This is a genomic window from Arthrobacter sp. alpha11c (genome assembly GCF_054149985.1).
Map to the genome: position 1 here is coordinate 1,164,316 of NZ_CP196747.1, position 21,287 is coordinate 1,185,602.

Consider the following 21,287-nt stretch of genomic DNA (forward strand, 5'->3'; position numbering starts at 1 on the left):
AGTCGGAGACGGGAGCACCAAAATCTCGGGAAACGCTCGTCCATGCTCCATTAGTGGATGCGGCGGCCGCACGTTTTGCACGTGCGGCCGCCGCAGGTCATGCAAGGGAAGCGGCCGATGATGGCGGGCAGTGACCGCAGCCAACGCCCATCACGGCGGGCTGAACCTGTCCGAGGCGAGGCTGAAGCAGTGCCGCTTACGGTGATACGGTCTGCCGATTAAGGGCAAACCTTGCATATTCTTCCAACAGGGCGGCGTTGTCCACTGACCCGAGATCCGCGACGGATTCCAGTGGCGCACCCTGCAAGAGCCGCTTTACGGGGACCTCCAGCTTCTTTCCAGTGCGGGTATGCGGAATTCCGGGCATGAACACAATGTCGTCGGGAAGGTACCGAACGGACAGGTTCTCCCGAATGGATCTGGTGATCGCTTCCCGGGCGATGCTTGGGTCTACTCCGTTGGCCAAATGGACAAACAGTGGCATGTAATAATCAACGCCCAGTTCCGCACCGACAACCAAGGCCTCGGCGACCTCCTGCAGCGATTCAACCACGGCATAGATATCCGCCGAACCGAGCCGCAGCCCATTGCGGTTGAGGGTTGAGTCGGAGCGGCCGTGGATGAGGATGCCGTGGAGGGTGAACTCGATGAAATCCCCATGCCGCCACACCCCCGGATAAGTCGCGAAGTAGCTGTCGTGATAGCGGCTGCCGTCGTCACCCCAGAAGCTCAGGGGCATCGATGGCATTGCTTGGGTAACCACCAGTTCGCCTTTGCCACGCGTGGGATTGCCGGCTTCATCCCAGGACTCCACACGTACCCCAAGGGCAGGCGCCTGGATATAGCCGACGTGGACGGGCAGTGTGGGACATCCCCCTACGAAAATCGAGGCGATGTCAGTACCGCCACTCATCGAGTTCAACCAGACATCGCCCACATTGCCGTAAACCCAGCGATAGCCGTCAGCGGAGAGCGGTGAACCTGTGACCTGAACGGATTTCAAGGCAGCCAGGTCATGGTCGCGCATCGGTGCCAGGGAAGCCTTTGCGCAGGCGTGGATGAAACCAGCACCCACGCCCAGGACAGCAATCTGCTCTGCTGCGGCGATCTGCCATACCCGGTCCAAGGACGGGAAAGTGGGGTTTCCATCAACCAGGACCGCCGTGGCACCAACTCCGAGCGCAGAGACCAGCGAGTTCCACAACACCCAGCTCGTTGAAGCAACATTGAGGTATCGATCCCCCGGGCGCAGGTCGGAATGTATAAGGAGCATTTTCAGCTCCTCAAGCAGCGCTCCGCCGTGACCGTGAACGATCCCCTTGGGAATCCCTGTGGTCCCCGAAGAAAACAGTACCCACAGGGGGTGGCTGAACTCGAGGTCGGTGAAGACAAGCTCCGCTGGATCGGCGATGGCCTGCTCCCAAGCCGTGCCCGGGATCTGGGTGGGGATACTTGGAATGGAAGTATGCCGCCCCACCCAGATGATGTGCTCGAGCGTAGGCAGCTTTGCGATGATTTCCACCAGCTCACCACGACGATCCCGGTCCTTCCCGCCGAGTCGGTAGCCCGGCGCGGCAAGGATGACCTTTGGTTCGAGCTGGGCAAAGCGTGTAACGATTGCACCCGGGCCGAACTCCGGGGCACAGACCGACCAGATAGCGCCGACGGACGCACTGGCAAGCAGCCCGACGACGGCCTCGGCAACGTTGGGAAGTATTCCGACAACCCTGTCCCCCTGGCCTACGCCGCAACTACGAAGATGGGCAGCCAAGGAGGCAACGTCCCGCCTCAGAGCAGCCCATGTGACCTCCTCGCGCTTCCCATCCTCATCGATGCCGATGAGGGCGACTCCCTCGTGGCCCTGCAGCAGATGCTTTGCAAAGTTGAGCGTGCGGCCGGGGAACCAGCGCGTGTGTGGCATGGGGTCGCTGCTGCACACCGGCCCCGGAGTTCCACCTAAATCGACGCCGGCAAACTCGGCGAAAAGCTCCCAGAACTTCCCGGGCTCATCCACTGACCACTGCCACAGTTCGTCGTAGCCCGCCCCAATCCCGACGCTGTGGCCGGCCAGGAACTCGGCGAATCGGCCAACGCCGGTCTCGGGCGCCCGTTCCAGATCAGGTTGCCAGATCAATTCGCCATCTGCGGCCTGCGCGTTGGTAATCATGCCCTCTCCAAGTGCCGGGAGGCCTTCCTGCGCTGCTCGGCAATCTGTGCCGCGGTCAGCGGTTCGGTTCCGATCAGTACGAACAGGACCCTGGCGGTCTGCTCCGTGCGGTTGGACCAGGCGTGGCTCGTGGCACGTTGCACGGCCACATCACCGGCGCGCATGGTTGCCTCACCTTCGTCAACCAGCAGCGTGATTTCACCTTCAAGAACGACCGCATAGTCCAGCGAGTCAGTGCGGTGGAACCAGAAATGCCTGGAACCGCTGTGCTCGGCCCCGGCTTCAGCCTCCTCGTGTCCGTCGATCTCGTTGAAGATGACCGAGCCAGCCTCGTCCGGGTACACAGAGTCCGGCGGAAAATCGGCGATGCGCAGTATCGTCTGGCCCGGGGCAGGGAAGCTGGGGATCTCGACGTCCGCGCCAGCCGGATCCTCGTCGCTCACATGATCGATCGCCCCTGCCTCGGTCACCCAGGGGACTGTGGCACCAAATCCCGGAATCATGTCCGAGGACCAGTTGTTGGGTGCCGCTCCATCCGAGAGGATGATGGCGCGTCCCTCGTCGTCGTGACCGGTGACGATGCGGCGGACTGCGGGCCGGGTCATCAGGCCACCCATTCTTCATGCGGGTAGGTGCGGGGTTCGGGCCACCAGGGGGCCTTTTGGCGTTCAGTGGAAATCGGGGTGCGCAGTGTGCCCACACCCTCGAGTTCCAACTCAATAACGTCGCCGGGCTTTAGGAATTTTCCGATCTCCACGCCGGCGCCGAAGCCCATGGTGCCGGACCCGATAATGTCCCCTGGCTGTAGGCGGTCGGAGATCGAGACGTAGGCCAGCAACTCCGCGGGGGTGTAGACGAAGTCCTCGACCTTGGTATCGGAGAGCACCTCGCCGTTGACACGGACCTGGCCGCGCAGCCCCTCGATCGAATCGATTTCGTCCATCGTGGTGACCCAGGGGCCGATGCCGTAACCGAAGTCCTTGCACTTCTGCGGGCCCATGCCGATCGCCATTTCCGCGCTCTGGACATCGCGTGCGCTGAAGTCGTTGAAGACGGTGATGCCAAAGAGATGGTCCATCGCCGTGTCAGGGGTCAGGTCGCTTCCCGACTTGCCCACCACATACCCGACCTCAAGTTCCCAGTCCAGGGCCTCCGTGAAGTCGGGGTAAGGCAGCTCCTCGTTGTGCCCGTAGGACATGGCCGTGGTTCCCTTGAAATAACCCGGCCGCTCGTAAATCGAGCGTGCCGGCTGGGCCTTGGCGACAATACGGTGGAAGTTTTGGATGTGCTTTTCGAAAGTCAGCCCGTCGCGGATGACTGGGGCGTCAACAGCTGCGCGCCACAAAACGTCGTCGATGTTGTAGGAAGCGTCGTCTGCCGCAGCGAGCGCATCGTGCGCGGCGTCCAGGAAGATGGAGCCTCCTCCGATTCCCGCTGCCAGGCTTCCTGGAAGCACCGCCAACGCGAGTGCACGGGCACGATCCGACTCGGCGGCCTTGCGCTGAAGTGTCAGGGCGTAGGCACGGGCAAGGTCAATTACCCGGCCTTGTTCGGGCTGGACCGCGACGAGTCGAATTTGTTCGCCATCAGGCGTTGGCACTGCAATTCTTCCCAATTTCATGGTTGCTCCTTTAGATTTCACATACGATACGTACAGTATCGTATCGGGTTGGTGGAGTTGCAATAGGCAACTTCGTGGGGATCATGCTCAGTTACAGATAGGGGCGGACCGGCTGGCCCGCAGGAGCGGTTCGCCGTTGTAGAGCTCCTCCAGACCGATGCCCGGCGGAAGCATACCCAGGCTTCGTCGGATCCCGGTCAAAAGCTCCAGCCCGCGCTGGTCCACGGTGAGCGTCCGCGCCCGTGAATCCCATGCGCTCGGAGCCCCGGCCTGGAAACCGCAGCGTTCAAGTAATTCGATGCCCTGCGCATCGGACATCGGAACTCCTGCCTCCACGCCGCGCGCCAAGGCCCTGAGGTAGCGCTCCAGTTCAACGGATCCGACGACGTCGGCACGGACCACCAGCCCTTGACCCGGCAGCTCCGGCAGCCATGCATTGATGTCCACGATGCGGGCGAATCCGGCCTTTTCCGCAAGTTTGTCAAACGGCGCCCCGAGCAGCGTCGCGTCCACTTCGCCGTCGAGCATTGCATCCAGGCGTTCGCGCACACCACCTACTACCCTGTAGTCAACCTCGACGCCGGCGTCCCGCAGCAGGCGCCTCGCGATGAGCGCGAAACCGTTGTTGGGAGCGTCAACGGCGAACCGGCAACCAGCCAGATCCGTTATCGTCTCGAGGCCACTGCGGGCATGGATGCCCAGCCGCGTGGTCGCCTCCACCTGGGCCACCAGGCGAAGGTCGGCCCCGGCCAGGACCCACTCGAACAGGTTGTCGATTGCCGTGACAACCATGTCCTGTTCCCCTGCGAGCAGGGCTCGAAGCTGTTCGGCGCTTGAGGTGGTGCGGGTGAGCACCACATCTGATCCACGCAGGAATCCAAGATCTTCCGCCAGCAGATAGGACACCGGCGGAACAAAATGGCTCTGGCGCAGGGTCCTCGGGCGCAGGGTCACTGGGCGGCTCCGCCAGCAGCAGCGACGGCGAGCGGCCGATCCACATACCAGGGGGGCAACTGTCCGCTGGGCCCGCGAACAGTAGACCGTTGGGTGCCCAGTCCGCTGATTTCCGCCTCCATAACGTCGCCGTCCCTCAAGAAACGGCCCCAATGAGAACCGTTGCCGGCCGGGGAACCGGTGATGAGGACATCGCCGGGCAACAGGACGGCTACCGAGGAGGCGTAGGCGATCAGGCTCGGGATGTCGAAGACCAGGTCATCGGCCAGGGCATCCTGCATTGGATTGCCGTTCAGGCTCAGGCGAATCCGCAGCTTTGCCGGATCCGGGACGAACCGCTTCGGCACAAGGTAGGGGCCCATAGGGAAGAACGTGGGCTGGTTTTTCGCGCGAAACCAATCCGTACCCATCATCGCGATGTCGTTGCGCGGGACCAACGTGCGGGCGGTGATGTCATTGACGATGGTGTATCCGGCCACGTAGTCAAAAGCGTCCTTGGCTGAGATCCGGTGGGCCTTGCGTCCGATGACCACTCCCAGCTCCAATTCCCAGTCGACGTTGCCACCCACATCAGGAAGTTGTACGTCGTCGTAGGCTCCGCACACCGCCGAGGGTATACCCGTCCAGACATACGGATCCCCCGAGCGGCCCCGCTCATCGATTTCGGCCGCCGCGTCAGCTGCTAATTGCGCTGGGTCCGCGCCTTCCTTGCCGAGCTTGTGGGCGACGCTCATTTGCACGACGTGCTCGCGGTAGTTTGCTCCGGCAGCGATGATGCTGCCCACCGGCTGGACGGGCGCCTGTACGGTCAGTCCTTCGAGCGGGAGGGCACCCGCGGCGGCCACATCGAGGGAACCGAGCGCATCCAGGTGTGCATCCCAATCGGCGAAGAGATCGCCGATGCGTGAAATTCCCGGCAGCACGATGCGCAGGTCAACTACCCGGTCTCCAAAGACCGCACCGGGGAAGCTCTCCCCGGCCTTTTCGAAAGTGCCCAGCGTGAAGCCGTTCACATGCTTTCCTTCCATGAATCCTCCAATGGCCATCATCTGGTGCCGTTATACCGGCGGGGCGACATAAAGGCCCTTGTCTTTGTCGTTGAACATCTCGCGGGCGATAAATTCGTCCATGTCGCCCCCGGTTCCCCACTGATCAGACGTCTCAGGATCGCGGGTGTCGAAGATGCTTGGATGCCACGTATCCTCGTCCACCGAGTCCAGCTCGGTGGTGTACTCCATGGTGTTCCCGTTGGGATCGTGGAAGTAGGTGAAGGTGTTGTCTCCGGCTTTGTGGCGGCCAGGGCCCCAGATCTTCTTGAATCCCGAACGCAGCAGTTTGCCGCTGCCGCGCATGTACTCGTCAATGCCGCGCAGTTCGAAGGATGCGTGCTGCAGTGAAGCGTGCGGGCCGCGGGAGATCGCTATGGAATGGTGTTGGGCATTGCAGCGCATGAAGTAGAAGAGGTCCCCCATGTGCGGGTGCTTCAGGGTGTCGGAGAGGCGGAAGCCAAGCATCTGCTCATACCAGGCGCGCATTTTCTCGGGTTCAGGAGAGTTCAGCACCACGTGGGAGAGCCGTACCGGGATCGCCTCGCGTTCCTCAATCTTGCGGTGCTTGCGTACATCTACGTCTGAGGAGACCTCGATGGTGCGTCCCTCCAGGTCGAAGAACCGGAAGCCGTACCCACCTCCAAGGGTCTTGACGTCATCGGGTTCGCCGATCAGCTTTACGCCCTTGGCAATGAGGTCCGAGGCGAGTTGGTCCACTGAGGCCTTGTCAGCTGCACCGAACGCGACCATATCGAGCCGCTTTTCCTCGGCCTTACGAACACGGACCGAGTACTGTTCCGGTGAGCCTTCGGCGGCGAAGTACGTCACGTCGCCGTCGTTCTCCATTTCCGTGAGTCCCCAGTGGTTCTTGTAAAACTCAACCTGCTTTTGGTAATCAGGCACTGCGATGTCGAAGTGCCTGAGGTGTGTGATCGGGCTGAATGCCATGATGCGCTCCTGTGTTCCTGTCCTTGTGTGGTCTGTCGAATTTTGCTTTAGAGGGATGCCGGCACTTCCCGGGCAAGGCCCGGGATTCTGCTGATGAGGCGCTCGAGGGCCTCAGGCGTATCGCCTAAGCCCAGGATGTAGCGGTCGGGGCGGATGACAACAGCCTGGGCGCCGGTGGCCTGAAGGATCTGGCCCACTTTTGCCGGATCAAACAGGACCACGACGTCGGCGGAATCCTCGAGTTGTTCGCGGAGTTGGGATGGGATTGCGGAATAGATTTTGTGTGTTGTTGCCACCAGGAACCGGCTTCCCACCATGTCATCCAGACGCACTCCGTCGCTGAGGATCGGTTGAATGGCCAGCCTGCCGGCACGTTCATCGACGCCACCTTCGTGCAGGCCCGGCCCCAGTGCGGGGGCTACCGGGGCGGAGGCAGCAGGGTTTGCGCGAATGAAGGCGTCACGCTGCTTGGCGATCTCGGCGTCGGTTGTTTGCATGAAACCCGCCGCTCTTGTTGCCTGCTCCACCCAGAACCGTGCATGCGGCATGCGTTCACTCTCATAGGTGTCGAGCAGGCTTTCATTGGCCGTGCCCCGCTTGACAGCGCCAAGCTTCCAGACGAGGTTGGCCACATCCCGCATTCCTGCGCAAAGTCCCTGCCCAAAAAGCGGGGGTGCCTGGTGGGCTGCATCTCCTGCCAGGAATATGTTGCCGGCCCGCCACTGCTGCGCGATGCGGCCGCGGAAGGTATAGGTGGCGAGGCGGTCTGCCACAAACTTCCCTGCCGGCAGGACGCCGTGGCTGATTCTTTCAACGCCCGCGGGGGTTGCAATTTCTTCGGGGTCATCCCCCGGCATCAACATGAACTCCATGCGAACACGCTTGCCGGGCAGGCGGATCCACAGGGAGGGCCGGGTGTGATGGCCCAGGAAGATCATGTCGGAAGACAACCCAGGGCCTTCTTCCAAAATGCCGTCTGCGACCAGCCACTGCGCATCTTCACCCAGCTTTTCACACTCAATTCCCAACGCCTGGCGGATTGACGAACGGGCCCCATCCGCAGCAATGGCCCAGCGGGCATGGATGAGTGATTCCGTGCCGTCAGCGTCCCGCACCGCCACCGCGACGCCGCCTCCCTGGTTGCGCACTGAGATCACGTTGGCGCCTTGTCGGAACTCAACACCGGGAAGTTCTTCCACCACGCCCCGTAGCAGAACTTCGATGTCAGGTTGGTGAAAAGTGAGGTCATCATGCCAGCCCTGAGTGCCGAATTGGCCAGTGGGCACGGACACGAGGACTTCCCGTTCCTCATTCTCAATGTGGAAGGAGGACATCGGCAAAGTTGCTTCGGCAAAGCGCTCTGCTACCCCCAGCGACTGGAGGGTACGGAACGTTTCACCATCAAAATGCACTGCGCGGGCGGTTGGCCAAACCTGGGCATCCCGCTCCACGCCGACGGCGGTCAGACCCGCGCGCCCCAACAAGGCCAAGGCAGTGACTCCAACAGGCCCTCCCCCGATCACTACGACGTCGACGTTGACGTTAGTCATCTCGCTCCTTCAAGTTCAGTACGTATCGTTTCGAATAAAAAGTAACATGCATCACGCAGGGGCACAAGGGTGCACGGAAGCGCTTAAAACCTCGCCTGCCGGCTTAGGCCTTCCAGACTGTCTTGAGGTTGCAGAACTCCCTGATGCCGTCCGCAGCCAGCTCACGACCAAAGCCGGAGCGCTTGATTCCGCCGAAAGGAAGCTCCTGATACGAAACCGTCATGCCGTTGATAAAGACCGCCCCCGCGTCGAGATTCGCCAGGAACCATTCCTCCTCCTGAACATCGGCGGTCCAGACTGAACTCGAAAGCCCAAAGGTAGTCTGGTTCGCAATCCGCAAGGCATCCTCGCGATCATGGGCACGGTACAGCGACGCGACTGGGCCGAAGGCCTCTTCCTGGATGATCCGCATCTCTTCAGTGAGCCCAGCGAGCACCGTCGGGGCGTAGAAGAAGCCCGGACCTTCCGGAACTGTCCCGCCAGTCAGCACCTGGGCGCCCAAAGCGCGTGCGTCCTCGACGAGTTCAGCCAGCTCGTCGCGTCCGGACAAGGTCGCCAACGGTCCCACCTGGGTTGCGGGGTCCAGTGGGTCCCCCACGGAAAGCTCCGACATCAGCTTCACGAATTCGGCGGCGAAAGCGTCGTAGACCTCGGTGTGCACGATGAAGCGCTTGCCGGCAATGCATGACTGGCCATTGTTGCTGATACGCGCACGGACGGCGGTCGCTGCTGCCTCCGCAACATCGGCCGAAGGCATGACAATGAAGGGGTCTGAGCCGCCAAGCTCCAGCACGGATTTTTTTACGTGATCGGCGGCGATGGCAGCGACCGAACGTCCTGCCGGCTCGGATCCGGTCAGCGTGACGGCCTTGACCCGCTCATCGGCCAGCACGGAGGCCACCGCAGAGCCGCCAATCAGCAGGATGCGGAAAGAGCCAATCGGGAAACCCGCCCGCTCAAAGAGCGTGTCCAGAAAGAGCGCGGCCTGCGGCACGTTTGATGCGTGTTTGAGCAGGCCCGAGTTTCCTGCCATGAGCGCCGGGGCCGCAAAACGAATGACCTGCCACAACGGATAGTTCCAAGGCATGACCGCCAGGACGGTCCCCAACGGTTCGTAGTGGGTCCACGCCCTGCTGGCGCCCACCGATGACGGGTTGTCCAAGGGAGCGTCAGCAAGGAATTCCTCGGCCCGCGCGGCATAAAAGCGCATGGCCTTAACGCACTTGTGCACTTCGGCAATGGATTGCGCAATTGGCTTACCCATCTCAACGGTGATCAGCTCCCCCAGGCCCTCCGCCTGATCCTCGAGAATTTCCGCCGCAGCGAGCATCCACCGCGCACGCTGGGCAAAGGTTGTCCCCCGCAGCACTTGCGCTGCTTTGGCCGATTCCGCAATGCGCTCCTGGACTTCCTCCGCGGTGTGCGCCTCAATGATCAATTCGGTCAAACCGGTGGTGGGGTTGACGGTTGCGATTGCCATACGTGGGTCCTCTTCCTCGAGACGTGTTCTTCGTCACGACTATAGGATACGATGCGTATCGGACACAATCCTCGAGGTTTCTCCTGATTTATCCCGACCACCCAGCAGCCGCTTCGGCTGCACGACACAAAGGAGTGCCCGTGAGCACCGACGGTGAACTACCGACGAACCTTCCACTCTTTCTTACCGACGCCGATGTGGCCAGCATTTCGGACTGGCCTGCGGCGATCCAAGCAATCCGCGCCGCTTATAAGAATCCCGCTGACGACGCCGGCACGCCTGGACGCATATTCGCCCAGACGCCACGGGAGTGGCTGCGGGTCATGCCCTCGGTCCCACCAAGCGGGCAACTGTTCGGCGCGAAATCCATCGCAGGGTCCTTCGCGGATGGACTCCGCGTCAGCTACTTGATTTCCCTCTTCGATAAAGACACCGCGGATCTTGTGGCGCTGGTGGACGGAAACCGTGTGACCGCCCTGCGCACCGCCGCAACCACAGCAGTGGGCGCCTCCAGCATTGTCCCGCCACGGCCGCTGAGCGTCGGGGTGATCGGCTCCGGCTTTGAAGCACGTTCCCATCTGACCGCGTTTTCGCATGTCCTTGAATTCGCGGACGTTCGCGTGTTCAGCCCAACGGCCGCCAATCGCGAGGCCTTTGCCGCCGAGTTCGACGGCGCCTTTGGCGCCCCCGTCCGCGCTGTCGGTTCCGCCCGCGAGGCTGCGGAAGGGGCTGATCTGATTTTGTGCGCGGCCCGCTCCCGGGACGAGTCCCCCACGCTGCAGGCCGAATGGGTCGGCCCCGACTCCGCGGTAGTCTCGATCGGTTCCACGACCCCAGCCCAACGGGAGCTGCCTGCGGAGCTGATCGCACGGGCCACAACAGTAGTGGTGGACACCCGTGACGAGGTAGTGCACGGCAGCGGGGACATGATCACGGCCCGGGCAAACGGCGTCGACGTCGATTCGCTCGTGGTCACGCTCAATGCGGTCCTCAGCGGGGAAACTCCGATCGATGTGGAGCGCGGGATCCGGATATATAAGTCAACGGGTTCCGGATTGCAGGACATCGTGGTGGCCGAAATGCTCGTGGATCGCGCCCGTGCCGAGGGCGTTGGCACGGTCCTGCCGGTCGGCATCGTCACCAGCCGCAAATAGGTGCCCCAGTCCAGAACCAACTGAAAAAACAAGGAGTACATCATGGTGGACTACACCAAATCCGAGGCACGTTCCTGGGCCCGGGAAAACTTTGTCGGCACTGTCGCCGTCACGCACCCATCCTTCACGCCGGATTTCTCCGGCATCAACGAAAATGCAATCCGGCACGACATCCTCCTGCTCAAGGAACGCGGCTACAAGGGTTCCCTGCTGATCGCCGAAGCCAACATAACTCCGGAGGAGAATGCCCGGATCACCGAGGTGGCCCGGGAGGCCGCCGGGGAAGACTTCGGCCTCTTTTTCCACGCCATTTTCGGGACATTGGAAGAAAACATCCACGCCGCGAACCTGGCGACCAAGGCCGGCGCCGATCGTGCCCTGCTGGCCTATCCTTCCTCGTTCTGGCCCACTTCATACGACGAGGTTTTCGACTACACCAAGCGTTTTACCGACGAAACCGACCTTGCCACCATGTTGTTCCCGCTGCCGGCTTGGGGGTTCGAGAATTCACCCCGCGGGCATGAGCGTTGATTTCGTGCGCCGCGTCCTTGATGCCATGCCCAGCATTGTTGCCATCAAGGCCGAACAGGGATACCCGGGCATTCCAGGTGTCATGGAGATGTACCATCACTTCCGCGATGAAGTAGTGATCTCCTGCCCCATTGAGGCCGAGTTGATCCCCCTCATGTCGGTCCTGGACGTTCAATTCTCCGGTACCGCGAACACTAACTGGATGGGTGACTACTACCCGAAGGCCTTTGAGCTTGCGCGCACGGGCAAGTGGGAGGAGGCCATGGAACGGTACTGGGAGGTGCAGCCCGCCCGGGCCGCGAATATTGCGGTGTCGTCCACTTCCACTCCGGGAACGAGCTCCATCAACCGCACCCAGTGGAAATACCAGGAATGGCTCTCCGGATTTAATGGGGGCGCGCTGCGTCCTCCGGCAGTCAGGCTGCCCGACCGCTTCATGAAGCAGCTACGCGCCAGCCTGCAAGCTTCGGGCCTTCCCGTCACGGACTCGCCTGACTCCGAGTTTCTCCGCGGACGCGTCAGCGCATAGAGTGTGCCGGCCGTGAGCTGGCATGGAAAGCCCCTTGGATCGCCGACTTTGTTTTTTGCCCGGTGATCCAAGGGGCTTCCTTGTGCGTGAATGGACCACCGCGTGGCCCCGACGCCGTGCACGACAGTTAGTCCGCTGCGCGAAGCGCCCTGCCTGTTCCGCGGTAGATGGCAACAGTCCGCTCCCCCGCCCGCACCATGACATCGACGATCATCCGGCGGCCCTCGTGAAATGTCACTTCAGCGCAGGCAACAAGCTCCTCGGAGATGCGGGCCGGGGAAACATAGGAGATCGAAGCCTCGGCGGTCGCGATTCCGGCGCCGAACGTGTTTGCGGCCATGGCGAATGCCGTGTCTGCCAAAGCGAAGACCAAGCCGCCGTGGGCAATCCCATGCCCGTTGGCCATCTGTGGCGTAACGGTCAGGACTGCAGTGGCCCGCCCGTCACTTGCACTCAGCACCTGAATACCCAGGCCTTCCAAGGAGCGGTCTGCGGCGAGCATTGAGCGGGCCGGGTCTGCAATAAGTGCTATCGGTTTCATGAGAGCCTCTCCAGCACCATGGCCATGCCCTGGCCGCCGCCCACGCACAGGGTGGCCAGGCCGAGGGATCCGTCAGTGGTTTGCAGACCATTGATGAGTGTTCCAACCAACCTCGCACCCGTTGCACCGAAGGGGTGGCCCAGGGCGATTGCGCCGCCAAAGGGGTTGACGCGCTCCGGATCCGCCCCGAGCTTGCGGACCACTGGGACCACTTGGGCGGCGAAGGCTTCATTCAGTTCGACGACGTCAATGTCACCGATCGAGAGCCCCAAACGATCAAGCAGACGACTGGACGCAGCAACCGGTCCCAGTCCCATGATCTCTGGTGAAAGGCCGCTGGCGGCGCTGCCCAGAATCCGGGCCAACGGCCGCAATCCAAGTTCGCCGGCTCGGCGGGTGCTCATTACCACCAAGGCCGACGCGCCGTCGTTCAGCGGGCTGGCGTTGCCCGCCGTGACAGTTCCGGACTCGTGGAACACAGGCTTCAGACCTGACAGGGCTTCCATGGTGGTTCCCGGTCGCGGGCCGTCATCGGCGCTGACCACCATGCCGGAAGCCGTGGTCACTGAGACAATCTCTCGCGCAAAATACCCGGACTGGACAGCCCGCTCCGCCCGGCGTTGAGACTCAAGAGCCCATTCGTCCTGGTCACGGCGCGAGGTTCCGGTCAGACGGGCTACGAACTCCGCAGTCTTGCCCATCGAAAGATACACATCCGGCAGCTCGCCACGATCCCGGGGGTCGACCCACGGCTGACCGGCTTCGAAGCTGGCATCGGCCCGTCGCGCTGCCTCGGCAAAGGCCGGGTGGGGGTTATCAGTCACTGGAGGAACTGCGCTGGTCGATTCGACACCCGCAACCAGGAAGGCATCGCCGTCGCCCGCGCGCACGGCCTGTGCTGCCATTGCCGTAGCCTGCAACGAGGAGGCGCAGAAGCGGTTTACTGTGACCGCCGGGACGGTGTCCATTCCTGCAAGCACCATGATTCGACGTCCGATGTTGTCGCCCTGTGCGCCCTGTGGGACAGCGCACCCCACATAGGCATCCGCGAACGCGTCAGAGCCCAGCTGTGGAACGGCAGCGAGTGCTCCCCGAATGGCTGCGAGGGCCAGATCCTCGGGACGCTCGGCGGCCAATGAACCCTTACGGGCCCGGCCAATCGGTGTTCGACGGTAGGCGACCACCACAGCATCACGTGGCTCCAAGGCAGTCTTCACGATCATGCTTTCCTTTCATTGGGGACCGCCGGCAGGCCGCTGCTCCCTTGGCCCGAGAAGGGACGAGATTGAAAACGCAGGTTTCCTAAAGTCAAGCCCCGCTCTTGTATGCCAGTACACCAAACTTATACGAACCGTATCGTATTGCACAAGACCCGGGCTACCGGGACGACTCGCCTGGTCTGGGCCCGGCAGGAATGCAAAGACGGCCTCGCCCATATCCCTATGAGCGAAGCCGTCCTGTGGAACGCATGCCTGAAGTAAAGAGTTAGGACACCTGTGCCGGGATTTGGTCGTACGGCACGGATTTGACGGCTTCCATCACCGATTGCAGCGGTTCGGGACTGCGCCCGGTGATCAGCTGAACGTGTCCTGAGAGAACGGTCTGATACCCCTCGGCAATGGCGACTTCAGCAGTAACCAACTCATCACTTGCCCACATGTGGCCGTCGGCACTCGGCGGCATGGAGGGGTCGTAAGTCCTTGGGATACCGATTGAATCGAAGAAGGCGAGCCGCTCATCATCGGAAATCGGCTGATAATCAATTGGCGCGCCGTGTACCTTCGAACCAATGCGCGCAATGTCTTCAAAAGTCAGCAGTTCAGGTCCGGTGATCTCATAGACAGCACCGGCATGCCTTTCTGCAGCAAGCAATACAGCGGCTGCGCTGCGGGCGACATCGGCTTTGGCGGCCGGCGCCAGCCGTCCATGACCCGTTGCCTGTGCCATCACTCCGCTGGCTACCGCAGGAGCAACAAGAATGTTACTGATGATCTCCGCGTACAGCGCGTTGCGGAGGAAGGTGTAGGCCAAGCCCGAATTCCGGAGATCCAATTCGCTCTGATAGTGGTCCCTGGCTGAAAGAGCCGGGTTGTTAGGGTGAATGCCGCCCACGGACGTGTACACAATGTGCCGGACACCGGCATGCTGTGCCGCGGCAATCGCGTTCCTCGTCTCGGAAACCCGACGGCCCAGATTGAGTCCGCTGATGAGGAACAGAACTTCGCCGCCGATGTAGGCCTCGTTGAGGGATTCAGGTTCCTGGTAATCGCCACGCATCACGCGGATGCCCGGATTCTTGTGTTTGTCCAGCTTTTCCGGCGTACGTGATACCAGCGTTAGTTCTATGTCCGGGTTAGCCGCCAGAAGCAGTTCTGTGACTCTGCGCCCAAGATCCCCCGACGCCCCACTGATGATGATACGGCCCACTTCAGGCCTCCTTTTTGTAGTTTCTTGCTCCCGGCCTCTTTGGCGGGAACGGTGGTGCAAGTGATCCGGCGTCAGCCGAGGGGACCCCAGAAGGTTTCGCCGCCGTACGTATCGGACATGGGAGACAGCGCCTCGGGCCAAACCTCGGGATCGATAACGCGTCGTTGTGCTGGTGTCCGCACGGTCCCGTCCCATCCCACCTGTTCCATGTAGTAGTACAACTCCATGACGTGGCCGTCGGGATCGACTGCGTGAAGCGTGTAGTCGACACCGGGGTGGATCTCCTGTGGCAGGTCCAGGAGCTTGACACCGCGCTCTTCGAGGTAGCTTCGCGCTGCTCGCAACTGTTCATACGAGCAGAGTTGGATGCCGAAGGAGAGCAACGTGGTGTGTTCGCTGACGCCCAGGTTTTTCCGGAGTTCCATCGGGAAGAGTCCCAGGCTGTGGTGTTCCGTGTTTGCCCTCAGGAAGACGGCACGGTGACCATGGACCACCGTTTCCTCGCTCTTTACCAGGCCAAGCCGCTGCGTGTAGAACTCCTCTGCGCTGGCGACGTCCTCAACGAAGATGCTGACAGGGCCGATGCGAACGGGTTTGAACGGGCGGGAAAGGAGCACACCGCCTACATCGAACGTCTTCGGCAACTCGTCCACCCACCGGTAACCGCTGGTGAGATCCACACCATCTGCCTCGGCGGCAGCCAGCTCGCTGCCCTCCGACGTCGTGGGAAGCGAAGGATGCTCATTCGCCCATGGCCACAAGACTTCGGGTTTGCTCCGGCCATCCCAACCGACCTGTTCGATGCCATATTCCAGTTCGTTGGTATGCCCTGTGGGATCGGGGAAGTAAGTGTGCCAATTGGATCCGGGGTCCCGGCCATAGCGTTCGATCTTGTTACCCAGGGACTCAAGCCATAGCCGTGCCTGGACCACCTCGCGAAGGCTTCCAACTTGCCACGTGATCTGGTTGATGGTCAGGTCACCCCTGGCCGGGGAATCCATATGGTCCACCCAGGCCTTCGGCATCAGGACGAAGGTGTGGTGATCGCTGTTGTGGCGAAGGAAATAGATATGTTTGTCGGCGAGGCCATCAAGCCATACCCCTGGGTCATACTTTTCCAGGTCAAGGGCATCGGCCACCTGGAATCCGAGGAGATCCCGGTAGAAGGCCAGCGACGCGCCTGTATCTTCGACGCTGATGCCAAAATGGTTGAGCCGGCGGATTTTGAAGGGGCGGTCGTAGAGAACACCGCCCACGTTGTGCTGCTGTTCGCTCATGGTCATCTTTCTTTATGTGTGCCAAGGGGAGCAATGGCTGAAGACTTCACGCTGATCTGAAATCTCACGTGGCGGGGCTGATAACTTCGTTCCGGATGGTGCCGATGAGACTCGAGGACACCTCGACGACGTCGCCGGGCTTCACGAACAGCGTGTCCGGATGAGATCCATCAGTTTGTTGCCGGCTGGAATCGACGGCGGTTCCCTTTGGCGTTCCGCTGCTGATGAGATCGCCCGGATACAGGGTGGTGTCAGCTGAGAGGTGTTGGATGAAGGCGGAGAAATCGTGCACCATTGATTTGGTGTTGCCGCTTTGCCGGACCTCCCCGTTGACACGGCACTCAATGGGAATGTCCTGCGGGTCAATGCCTTCATTGACAACGATCCAGGGCCCAATGGTTGCCGACGTATCGAAGTTCTTGGAGTGCATGAAGTCCGGCCCGAAGGACACGTTGTCGCGGATCGACCAGTCGTTATGCAATGTGTATCCCCAGATATAGGGAAGAGCATCGTCGCGGCCGATATCGCGACCTTGTTTCCCGACGATAATCGCCACCTCGGCCTCGTAATCCAAGCGACGGGTCCTTGCGGGGTAACGCACCGGCTGGGCGTCAGCTCCTACTGCCCGGTGGTCCTTCAGGAAGTATTTGGGTCCACCCTGGACCAGCCGGTCAAGGACTTCAGCTGTGTCATTCCCTGCACTGTTCTTGCTGGCGGCTTCCATGTGATCGAAGAAGTTGGCCAAAGCGCAAAAGATCCGGGAACCTTGGGCCACCGGGGCATGCAGTTCGGTCTCACCGAGGCCAAAGAAGAGCGGCTCCCCCGCGAGCCCACGATCGTCCTGGGCTTTGGCCCATAAGTACTCGACGGCGGCTTGGGCGCCTTCCAGGGCCCGGTCCCCCTCTGCGATAAACGCCCCAAGTTCCGAAGGGACGTCAGCGTCGGCTTGTGCCTGGGGGCGCGTCAGCTCTGACGTTTCGGACAGGAACTTTGCGTAGGCTCCATTGGCGTCGACGATCTTATCGTCCTTGATGACACCCACGCGACGATGAGGGCCAAAGACAGCTATTTTCATGTTTTCTCCTGGTATTTTCATGATCTTGGACTGGCTGCGGTTGGCGGATGGATCCGGCCCTACCGCGCAGGGTCTACTCCGACGTCGTCGAAGAGGCGCGCGTCGGATGGGGTGAGGCTATAAATGGTCAGACTGTGGATCTTCCCATCGCGAATGGTGAAGAAGTCTCCGAGTTTGAGGCTGGCTCCGTTGGCATTCAGGTCTATCTCGACGGCTACGTGCTCTCCGGTCACCACCGGCGGATGCGGGCTTGGCGTCATCGCTCCGGGCGTCAGTCCGTTTTGGTACATCCGTCTGATGGCATCAGCCCCTTTGAGGATCCCCGCAGCATTGATCAACTGCGCATCAGGGGCAAACAGGTCGGCCACTGCATCCGCATCGCCCGCTTTCACGCCGTCGAAATAGGCTGCGACAATCTCCGCTGAATTACTCATGCGGTTCGATCTCCTTCCACTGCAACCCGTTGAAGGTTGCCTGGCGTTGTTACTTGGCTTTTGGGGTCAGACACTGAGATACCTGGCAGAGGCATAGATTGACTTGTATTCCAGGTATGCGTTAATACCCTCGGGCCCCAGCTCCCTGCCGACACCGGAATCCTTGAATCCGCCGAACGGCGCTCCCAGGTCCAACGTGTAGTAATTGAGTCCGATGGTTCCGGTCCTTACCCGCCGCGCAACGGACAAGGCCCTGTCTTCGTCGGCGCTCCACACCGATCCTCCAAGACCGTAGTTGCTGTCGTTTGCCATCCGAACGGCGTCGTCGTCATCGTCAAAAGGAATCAGTGCCATGACGGGACCAAAGACTTCCTCACGTGCGAGGCGGTCATTATTGTCGACGTCGGCAAAGACTGTGGGCTGAACGAACCACCCGCTATCAAGACCATCAGGGCGGCTGCCTCCTGTCACCAAACGGGCGTTGGAGGCTTTTGCCATATCGATGTACTCCATCACCCGTTCCAGGTGCTCATGTGTGGCCATTGGCCCCATGGTCACTGTTGGATCGAGCGGGTTCCCCAACCTGTACGAGTCGGCGAAGCTCCCGATCGCGTCAACGACTTCGTTGTATCGGGATCGAGCGATGAGAATTCGTGATTGGGTGGTGCAGGTTTGGCTGTTGTTCAGGAAGGAGGCGTTGTCCAGGCCAGCCAGCAGGGTGTTGACGTCGCCGTCTTCGAGGAAGACGGCTGCGGATTTGCCGCCAAGTTCAAGCGTGCAACGGCGGATCAAACGCCCGCACTCGGCGCCGATAATTCTGCCCGCTGCGGTTGAACCTGTAAATGCGATTTTGTCCACCAGAGGGTGCGAGACGAGCGCTGCGCCTGCGTCCCGATCACCCAGGACGATGTTCAGTACGCCATCAGGCAGACCGGCGGCCTTTGCAGCATCGGCAAAGACATAAGAATCCAATGCTGTTTCCGGCGAGGGCTTGAGCACCACCGTGCAGCCGGCCGCAAGGGCTGGCGCAATCTTGAACATGGCCAACGCTTGTGGAAAGTTCCATGGCGCGATCGCACCGACCACGCCGACGGGCTCTCGTCGGACAATGGTCGAGCCAGCCTGGCTGGTGCGCACCTCTTCCAAGGCGAGGTTCTCGATGACGTCCGCATAGATATTCAGGAGGACGGATGGCGCCCCGCCGTTCAACATCTGCGACAACCCGATTGGCATCCCATTCTCGCGAGAGACCAGCTCGGATGTGTAGGTGGATCGGAGGTCGAGCTCACGGGCAAATCGTCGCATCACCTCAGCGCGTTCCTGGGGAGAGGTTTTACCCCAAGGCCCATCGTCCAGGGCTCGCCGGGCTGCCCTGACCGCGGCGTCGATGTCTGCTTCCGAACCCATAGCGGCTATGCCGATGACCTCTCCGGTTGCTGCCTCCACCTGGTTTCGGGTCCGACCCCCTGTGGGCTTGACCCAACGGCCGTCGATAAAGAAATGCTTGCGGTCCAGATCGTTTGGCTTCTCAACGATGAGAGACATGCGTTCTCCTTGCTAAAAGTTGTTGGGACGAAGGGCTGCCCAAAATTGCCTGGGCGGTCCTTCCGGCGGCGTTCTTCGCCACTAAACCGAGAGGTTGAGGAAGCTGCCTTGAAGGAAGATCAAGGGTGGGTTGGTGGCTCGCAGTTCCAGGGACTCGACCCGCCCAACGACTTGGTAGTGGTCTCCAATGAGATCGATTTTGTAACGGGTGCATTCAAGCGTGACTATGGCATCGTTCAGCAGCGGCACCCCACGCTCGGAGGGCGTCCAGTCCACTTCGTTGAAGCGGTCTTCCGAACGGCGGGCAAACGCCTTGCAGAGCTCGGTCTGGTCCTGGCCGAGGATATTGACGCCAAAGTGGCTTGCCTCATAGAGCCGAAGCCACGTTTTGGACGACTTGTCTACAAAAAACGCCACCAAGGGTGGTTCCAGTGACACCGATGTGAAGGAGCCCACAGTCATGCCGACAGGCCCGGACCTTAAGCCGGCTGTTACTACCGCGACGCTCGTGGGGACGTGCCCGAGAACGTGCCGGTAGGTTCGTGCGGGGTCTTCAGCGGGCGCTTCGGGGATCGTGGGAATGGACATGTTGACCTTGCCTTAGAGGTTGATGGTGGGTTCCAGGCCCATCAGGACCCGGCCGTAGGCTTCTTTACCGATTTCAGGAGTCACAAAGGCATGCCGTGCGGCAATTTCGGAATCGCGCCAGATCTGGTTAAGGACGTTGGCTTCGGCAAAGGATCCTGCACCGTTGGCGGTCATCAGCGCATCGATAGCCTGCCCGATCAATTCGGCGATAACTCCAGTGTCGTTGCGGATGCGGGCCCTTGTGGGAAGGTCCAATTTCTCACCGGCGTCGGCCGCTGTGTCTATGTCCAGGCACATCCTGTTCAGCAGGAGCTCAGAGATATGCAGATTTGAAGCTGCCTTCGCAACAGCCAACTGATGGGTGGGGGAATCTTTGGCGTTGCTGTACATGGTGTAGGCCACCGGTTTGCCGGGCAGCTTGGCCAAGGTGATTTCCAGTGCGTGCCGTGCCAGGCCAATCTGCGGGGCAATGAGGATAGCGGCTGCCACGGCGTTGAAGGCCACATTTGCCATGCGGTCGTCCTTGTACGGGGACAGGAAATTCGAGGTGAGCATGTTGCTGAGTCGCTGCACCCGGTGCTCCGGGACGAAGTGGTCTTCCACCACGATCGTGTCACTGCCTGTGCCCTTCATACCCGCGACAAACCAGGTCGGCTCGATGGTCCACGCTTCGGCGGGGATGAGGGCCAGCGCCATCGGGTCATCGCCATCAAGCAACACACCAAGCGTCGCCCAGTCCGCAGCAAAGGAACCGGAGGAATATGGCCACCGGCCACTGATCAGATAGCCACCGTCAACGCGTTCACTCTTGCTTCCGGGGCTGAACGTGCCAGCCACCTTCGCCAAGGGATTGCTTCCAAAGACCTCTTCCTGGGCTTGCTCCGAAAAAGTCGAGGCGAAACCTGTTCCCACCATCATGAGCGTGGTGACCCACCCCGTGGAACCATCACCGCGGGATATTTCCTTCGTCACTTCCACGGCTGTGCGCAATGAAGCACCCATGCCCCCGTATCGCTTCGGAACCAACATCCGGAAAAGTCCGGCGCCTTCCAGTGCCGATACCACTTCCGGGGCAACGCGGCGGGCTTCGGAACCCTGCGCTGCGAACTCCCGGACCAACGGCACCAAATTGGCAGCGCGGGCCACCAATTCAGCATCCGGAACGTTGATATCTGACAATTCGGTGATTGACGTCGCTGTCATGGCGCCTCTTTCATTGCTGGGTAATTGTGGTAAACCATGGAATAACACGGGCGAATTCACGCCGCGCATTTTGTCCTAAGGATTGAGGAAATAGCCCTCAGATATCGAGATAGCGTTTCTTACTGCTGTATCCTGTGGGGAACACAGGTAGGAATTCGCGGGGGTGTCTGTCAACGCAGTCCGGCCAGAAATTGTCCGCCGCCCACGGATTGGA

At 61.1% G+C, this 21,287-nt stretch carries 20 protein-coding genes; 3 read left to right on the forward strand and 17 right to left on the reverse strand.

Going from position 1 to position 21,287, the window contains the following annotated elements; translation table 11 throughout:
- Positions 1 to 196 precede the first annotated feature (196 nt).
- From ACTAQJ_RS05345 to ACTAQJ_RS05380, 8 genes are all read right to left on the reverse strand, one after another.
- A complete protein-coding gene (locus tag ACTAQJ_RS05345; RefSeq protein ID WP_498701255.1) occupies positions 197 to 2,167 on the reverse strand; it encodes an acetoacetate--CoA ligase in 1,971 nt (656 codons plus the stop codon).
- A complete protein-coding gene (locus ACTAQJ_RS05350) occupies positions 2,164 to 2,772 on the reverse strand; it encodes a cupin domain-containing protein (protein ID WP_498701257.1) in 609 nt (202 codons plus the stop codon). Before ACTAQJ_RS05350 ends, ACTAQJ_RS05345 begins: the two co-directional genes overlap by 4 nt.
- Positions 2,772 to 3,788, reverse strand: coding sequence for a fumarylacetoacetate hydrolase family protein (locus ACTAQJ_RS05355; RefSeq protein WP_498701258.1), 1,017 nt, complete (start codon positions 3,786 to 3,788; stop codon positions 2,772 to 2,774). The genes ACTAQJ_RS05350 and ACTAQJ_RS05355 overlap by 1 nt, the downstream gene beginning before the upstream one ends.
- An 87-nt stretch (positions 3,789 to 3,875) precedes the next feature.
- The gene (locus tag ACTAQJ_RS05360; protein ID WP_498701260.1) at positions 3,876 to 4,742 is read right to left on the reverse strand and encodes an ABC transporter substrate-binding protein; all 867 of its coding nucleotides are present in this window, start codon (positions 4,740 to 4,742) and stop codon (positions 3,876 to 3,878) included.
- Positions 4,739 to 5,770 (reverse strand): fumarylacetoacetate hydrolase family protein, encoded by a 1,032-nt coding sequence (locus ACTAQJ_RS05365; RefSeq protein WP_498701262.1) that lies wholly within the window; start codon positions 5,768 to 5,770, stop codon positions 4,739 to 4,741. Before ACTAQJ_RS05365 ends, ACTAQJ_RS05360 begins: the two co-directional genes overlap by 4 nt.
- A 30-nt stretch (positions 5,771 to 5,800) precedes the next feature.
- Positions 5,801 to 6,739: a VOC family protein gene (locus tag ACTAQJ_RS05370; RefSeq protein WP_498701264.1), complete on the reverse strand. Its 939-nt coding sequence runs from the start codon at positions 6,737 to 6,739 to the stop codon at positions 5,801 to 5,803.
- 47 nt (positions 6,740 to 6,786) lie between these two features.
- The gene (locus tag ACTAQJ_RS05375; protein WP_498701267.1) at positions 6,787 to 8,289 is read right to left on the reverse strand and encodes a bifunctional 3-(3-hydroxy-phenyl)propionate/3-hydroxycinnamic acid hydroxylase; all 1,503 of its coding nucleotides are present in this window, start codon (positions 8,287 to 8,289) and stop codon (positions 6,787 to 6,789) included.
- Between the two features lie 103 nt (positions 8,290 to 8,392).
- Entirely contained in the window at positions 8,393 to 9,769 is a 1,377-nt protein-coding gene (locus ACTAQJ_RS05380; RefSeq protein WP_498701270.1) for an aldehyde dehydrogenase family protein, read from the reverse strand.
- Positions 9,770 to 9,909: 140 nt separating this feature from the next.
- On the opposite strand from ACTAQJ_RS05380, the gene ACTAQJ_RS05385 reads away from it, so the two are divergent.
- The 3 genes from ACTAQJ_RS05385 to ACTAQJ_RS05395 are packed head-to-tail and all read left to right on the forward strand — an operon-like array spanning position 9,910 to position 11,983.
- Positions 9,910 to 10,923, forward strand: a complete 1,014-nt coding sequence (locus tag ACTAQJ_RS05385) for an ornithine cyclodeaminase family protein (protein ID WP_498701273.1) — start codon at positions 9,910 to 9,912, stop codon at positions 10,921 to 10,923.
- A gap of 42 nt (positions 10,924 to 10,965) precedes the next feature.
- Positions 10,966 to 11,454, forward strand: a complete 489-nt coding sequence (locus ACTAQJ_RS05390; RefSeq protein ID WP_498701275.1) for a dihydrodipicolinate synthase family protein — start codon at positions 10,966 to 10,968, stop codon at positions 11,452 to 11,454.
- A complete protein-coding gene (locus ACTAQJ_RS05395; protein WP_498701276.1) occupies positions 11,444 to 11,983 on the forward strand; it encodes a hypothetical protein in 540 nt (179 codons plus the stop codon). Before ACTAQJ_RS05390 ends, ACTAQJ_RS05395 begins: the two co-directional genes overlap by 11 nt.
- A 127-nt stretch (positions 11,984 to 12,110) precedes the next feature.
- On the opposite strand, the gene ACTAQJ_RS05400 is transcribed toward ACTAQJ_RS05395, so the two are convergent.
- From ACTAQJ_RS05400 to ACTAQJ_RS05440, 9 genes are all read right to left on the reverse strand, one after another.
- Entirely contained in the window at positions 12,111 to 12,524 is a 414-nt protein-coding gene (locus ACTAQJ_RS05400; protein ID WP_431114922.1) for a hotdog fold thioesterase, read from the reverse strand.
- Positions 12,521 to 13,747 (reverse strand): acetyl-CoA C-acyltransferase, encoded by a 1,227-nt coding sequence (locus ACTAQJ_RS05405; RefSeq protein WP_498701278.1) that lies wholly within the window; start codon positions 13,745 to 13,747, stop codon positions 12,521 to 12,523. Before ACTAQJ_RS05405 ends, ACTAQJ_RS05400 begins: the two co-directional genes overlap by 4 nt.
- Before the next feature lie 262 nt (positions 13,748 to 14,009).
- Positions 14,010 to 14,951: an SDR family oxidoreductase gene (locus ACTAQJ_RS05410; RefSeq protein WP_498701279.1), complete on the reverse strand. Its 942-nt coding sequence runs from the start codon at positions 14,949 to 14,951 to the stop codon at positions 14,010 to 14,012.
- Between the two features lie 71 nt (positions 14,952 to 15,022).
- On the reverse strand, positions 15,023 to 16,228 hold the full coding sequence (locus ACTAQJ_RS05415) for a VOC family protein (RefSeq protein ID WP_498701281.1): 1,206 nt from the start codon (positions 16,226 to 16,228) through the stop codon (positions 15,023 to 15,025).
- Between the two features lie 64 nt (positions 16,229 to 16,292).
- Positions 16,293 to 17,303, reverse strand: a complete 1,011-nt coding sequence (locus ACTAQJ_RS05420) for a fumarylacetoacetate hydrolase family protein (RefSeq protein ID WP_498701283.1) — start codon at positions 17,301 to 17,303, stop codon at positions 16,293 to 16,295.
- A gap of 59 nt (positions 17,304 to 17,362) precedes the next feature.
- Positions 17,363 to 17,737, reverse strand: coding sequence for a nuclear transport factor 2 family protein (locus ACTAQJ_RS05425; RefSeq protein WP_498701285.1), 375 nt, complete (start codon positions 17,735 to 17,737; stop codon positions 17,363 to 17,365).
- 66 nt (positions 17,738 to 17,803) lie between these two features.
- Positions 17,804 to 19,282 carry an aldehyde dehydrogenase gene (locus ACTAQJ_RS05430; protein ID WP_498701287.1) on the reverse strand — a complete coding sequence of 493 codons (1,479 nt, stop codon included), beginning with the start codon at positions 19,280 to 19,282 and terminating at the stop codon, positions 17,804 to 17,806.
- 81 nt (positions 19,283 to 19,363) lie between these two features.
- On the reverse strand, positions 19,364 to 19,870 hold the full coding sequence (locus tag ACTAQJ_RS05435) for a flavin reductase family protein (RefSeq protein WP_431114915.1): 507 nt from the start codon (positions 19,868 to 19,870) through the stop codon (positions 19,364 to 19,366).
- Positions 19,871 to 19,882: 12 nt separating this feature from the next.
- Positions 19,883 to 21,073 carry an acyl-CoA dehydrogenase family protein gene (locus ACTAQJ_RS05440; protein WP_431114914.1) on the reverse strand — a complete coding sequence of 397 codons (1,191 nt, stop codon included), beginning with the start codon at positions 21,071 to 21,073 and terminating at the stop codon, positions 19,883 to 19,885.
- Positions 21,074 to 21,287: the final 214 nt, after the last annotated feature.

Excerpts from the sequence above, each read along its gene's own strand:
- ACTAQJ_RS05345 (WP_498701255.1), bottom strand. The coding sequence starts at position 2,167 with ATGATTACCAACGCGCAGGCCGCAGATGGCGAATTGATCTGGCAACCT.
- ACTAQJ_RS05350 (WP_498701257.1), bottom strand. The coding sequence starts at position 2,772 with ATGACCCGGCCCGCAGTCCGCCGCATCGTCACCGGTCACGACGACGAG.
- ACTAQJ_RS05355 (WP_498701258.1), bottom strand. The coding sequence starts at position 3,788 with ATGAAATTGGGAAGAATTGCAGTGCCAACGCCTGATGGCGAACAAATT.
- ACTAQJ_RS05365 (WP_498701262.1), bottom strand. The coding sequence starts at position 5,770 with ATGGAAGGAAAGCATGTGAACGGCTTCACGCTGGGCACTTTCGAAAAG.
- ACTAQJ_RS05370 (WP_498701264.1), bottom strand. The coding sequence starts at position 6,739 with ATGGCATTCAGCCCGATCACACACCTCAGGCACTTCGACATCGCAGTG.
- ACTAQJ_RS05375 (WP_498701267.1), bottom strand. The coding sequence starts at position 8,289 with ATGACTAACGTCAACGTCGACGTCGTAGTGATCGGGGGAGGGCCTGTT.
- ACTAQJ_RS05380 (WP_498701270.1), bottom strand. The coding sequence starts at position 9,769 with ATGGCAATCGCAACCGTCAACCCCACCACCGGTTTGACCGAATTGATC.
- ACTAQJ_RS05390 (WP_498701275.1), top strand. The coding sequence starts at position 10,966 with ATGGTGGACTACACCAAATCCGAGGCACGTTCCTGGGCCCGGGAAAAC.
- ACTAQJ_RS05395 (WP_498701276.1), top strand. The coding sequence starts at position 11,444 with ATGAGCGTTGATTTCGTGCGCCGCGTCCTTGATGCCATGCCCAGCATT.
- ACTAQJ_RS05400 (WP_431114922.1), bottom strand. The coding sequence starts at position 12,524 with ATGAAACCGATAGCACTTATTGCAGACCCGGCCCGCTCAATGCTCGCC.
- ACTAQJ_RS05405 (WP_498701278.1), bottom strand. The coding sequence starts at position 13,747 with ATGATCGTGAAGACTGCCTTGGAGCCACGTGATGCTGTGGTGGTCGCC.
- ACTAQJ_RS05415 (WP_498701281.1), bottom strand. The coding sequence starts at position 16,228 with ATGAGCGAACAGCAGCACAACGTGGGCGGTGTTCTCTACGACCGCCCC.
- ACTAQJ_RS05420 (WP_498701283.1), bottom strand. The coding sequence starts at position 17,303 with ATGAAAATAGCTGTCTTTGGCCCTCATCGTCGCGTGGGTGTCATCAAG.
- ACTAQJ_RS05425 (WP_498701285.1), bottom strand. The coding sequence starts at position 17,737 with ATGAGTAATTCAGCGGAGATTGTCGCAGCCTATTTCGACGGCGTGAAA.
- ACTAQJ_RS05430 (WP_498701287.1), bottom strand. The coding sequence starts at position 19,282 with ATGTCTCTCATCGTTGAGAAGCCAAACGATCTGGACCGCAAGCATTTC.
- ACTAQJ_RS05435 (WP_431114915.1), bottom strand. The coding sequence starts at position 19,870 with ATGTCCATTCCCACGATCCCCGAAGCGCCCGCTGAAGACCCCGCACGA.
- ACTAQJ_RS05440 (WP_431114914.1), bottom strand. The coding sequence starts at position 21,073 with ATGACAGCGACGTCAATCACCGAATTGTCAGATATCAACGTTCCGGAT.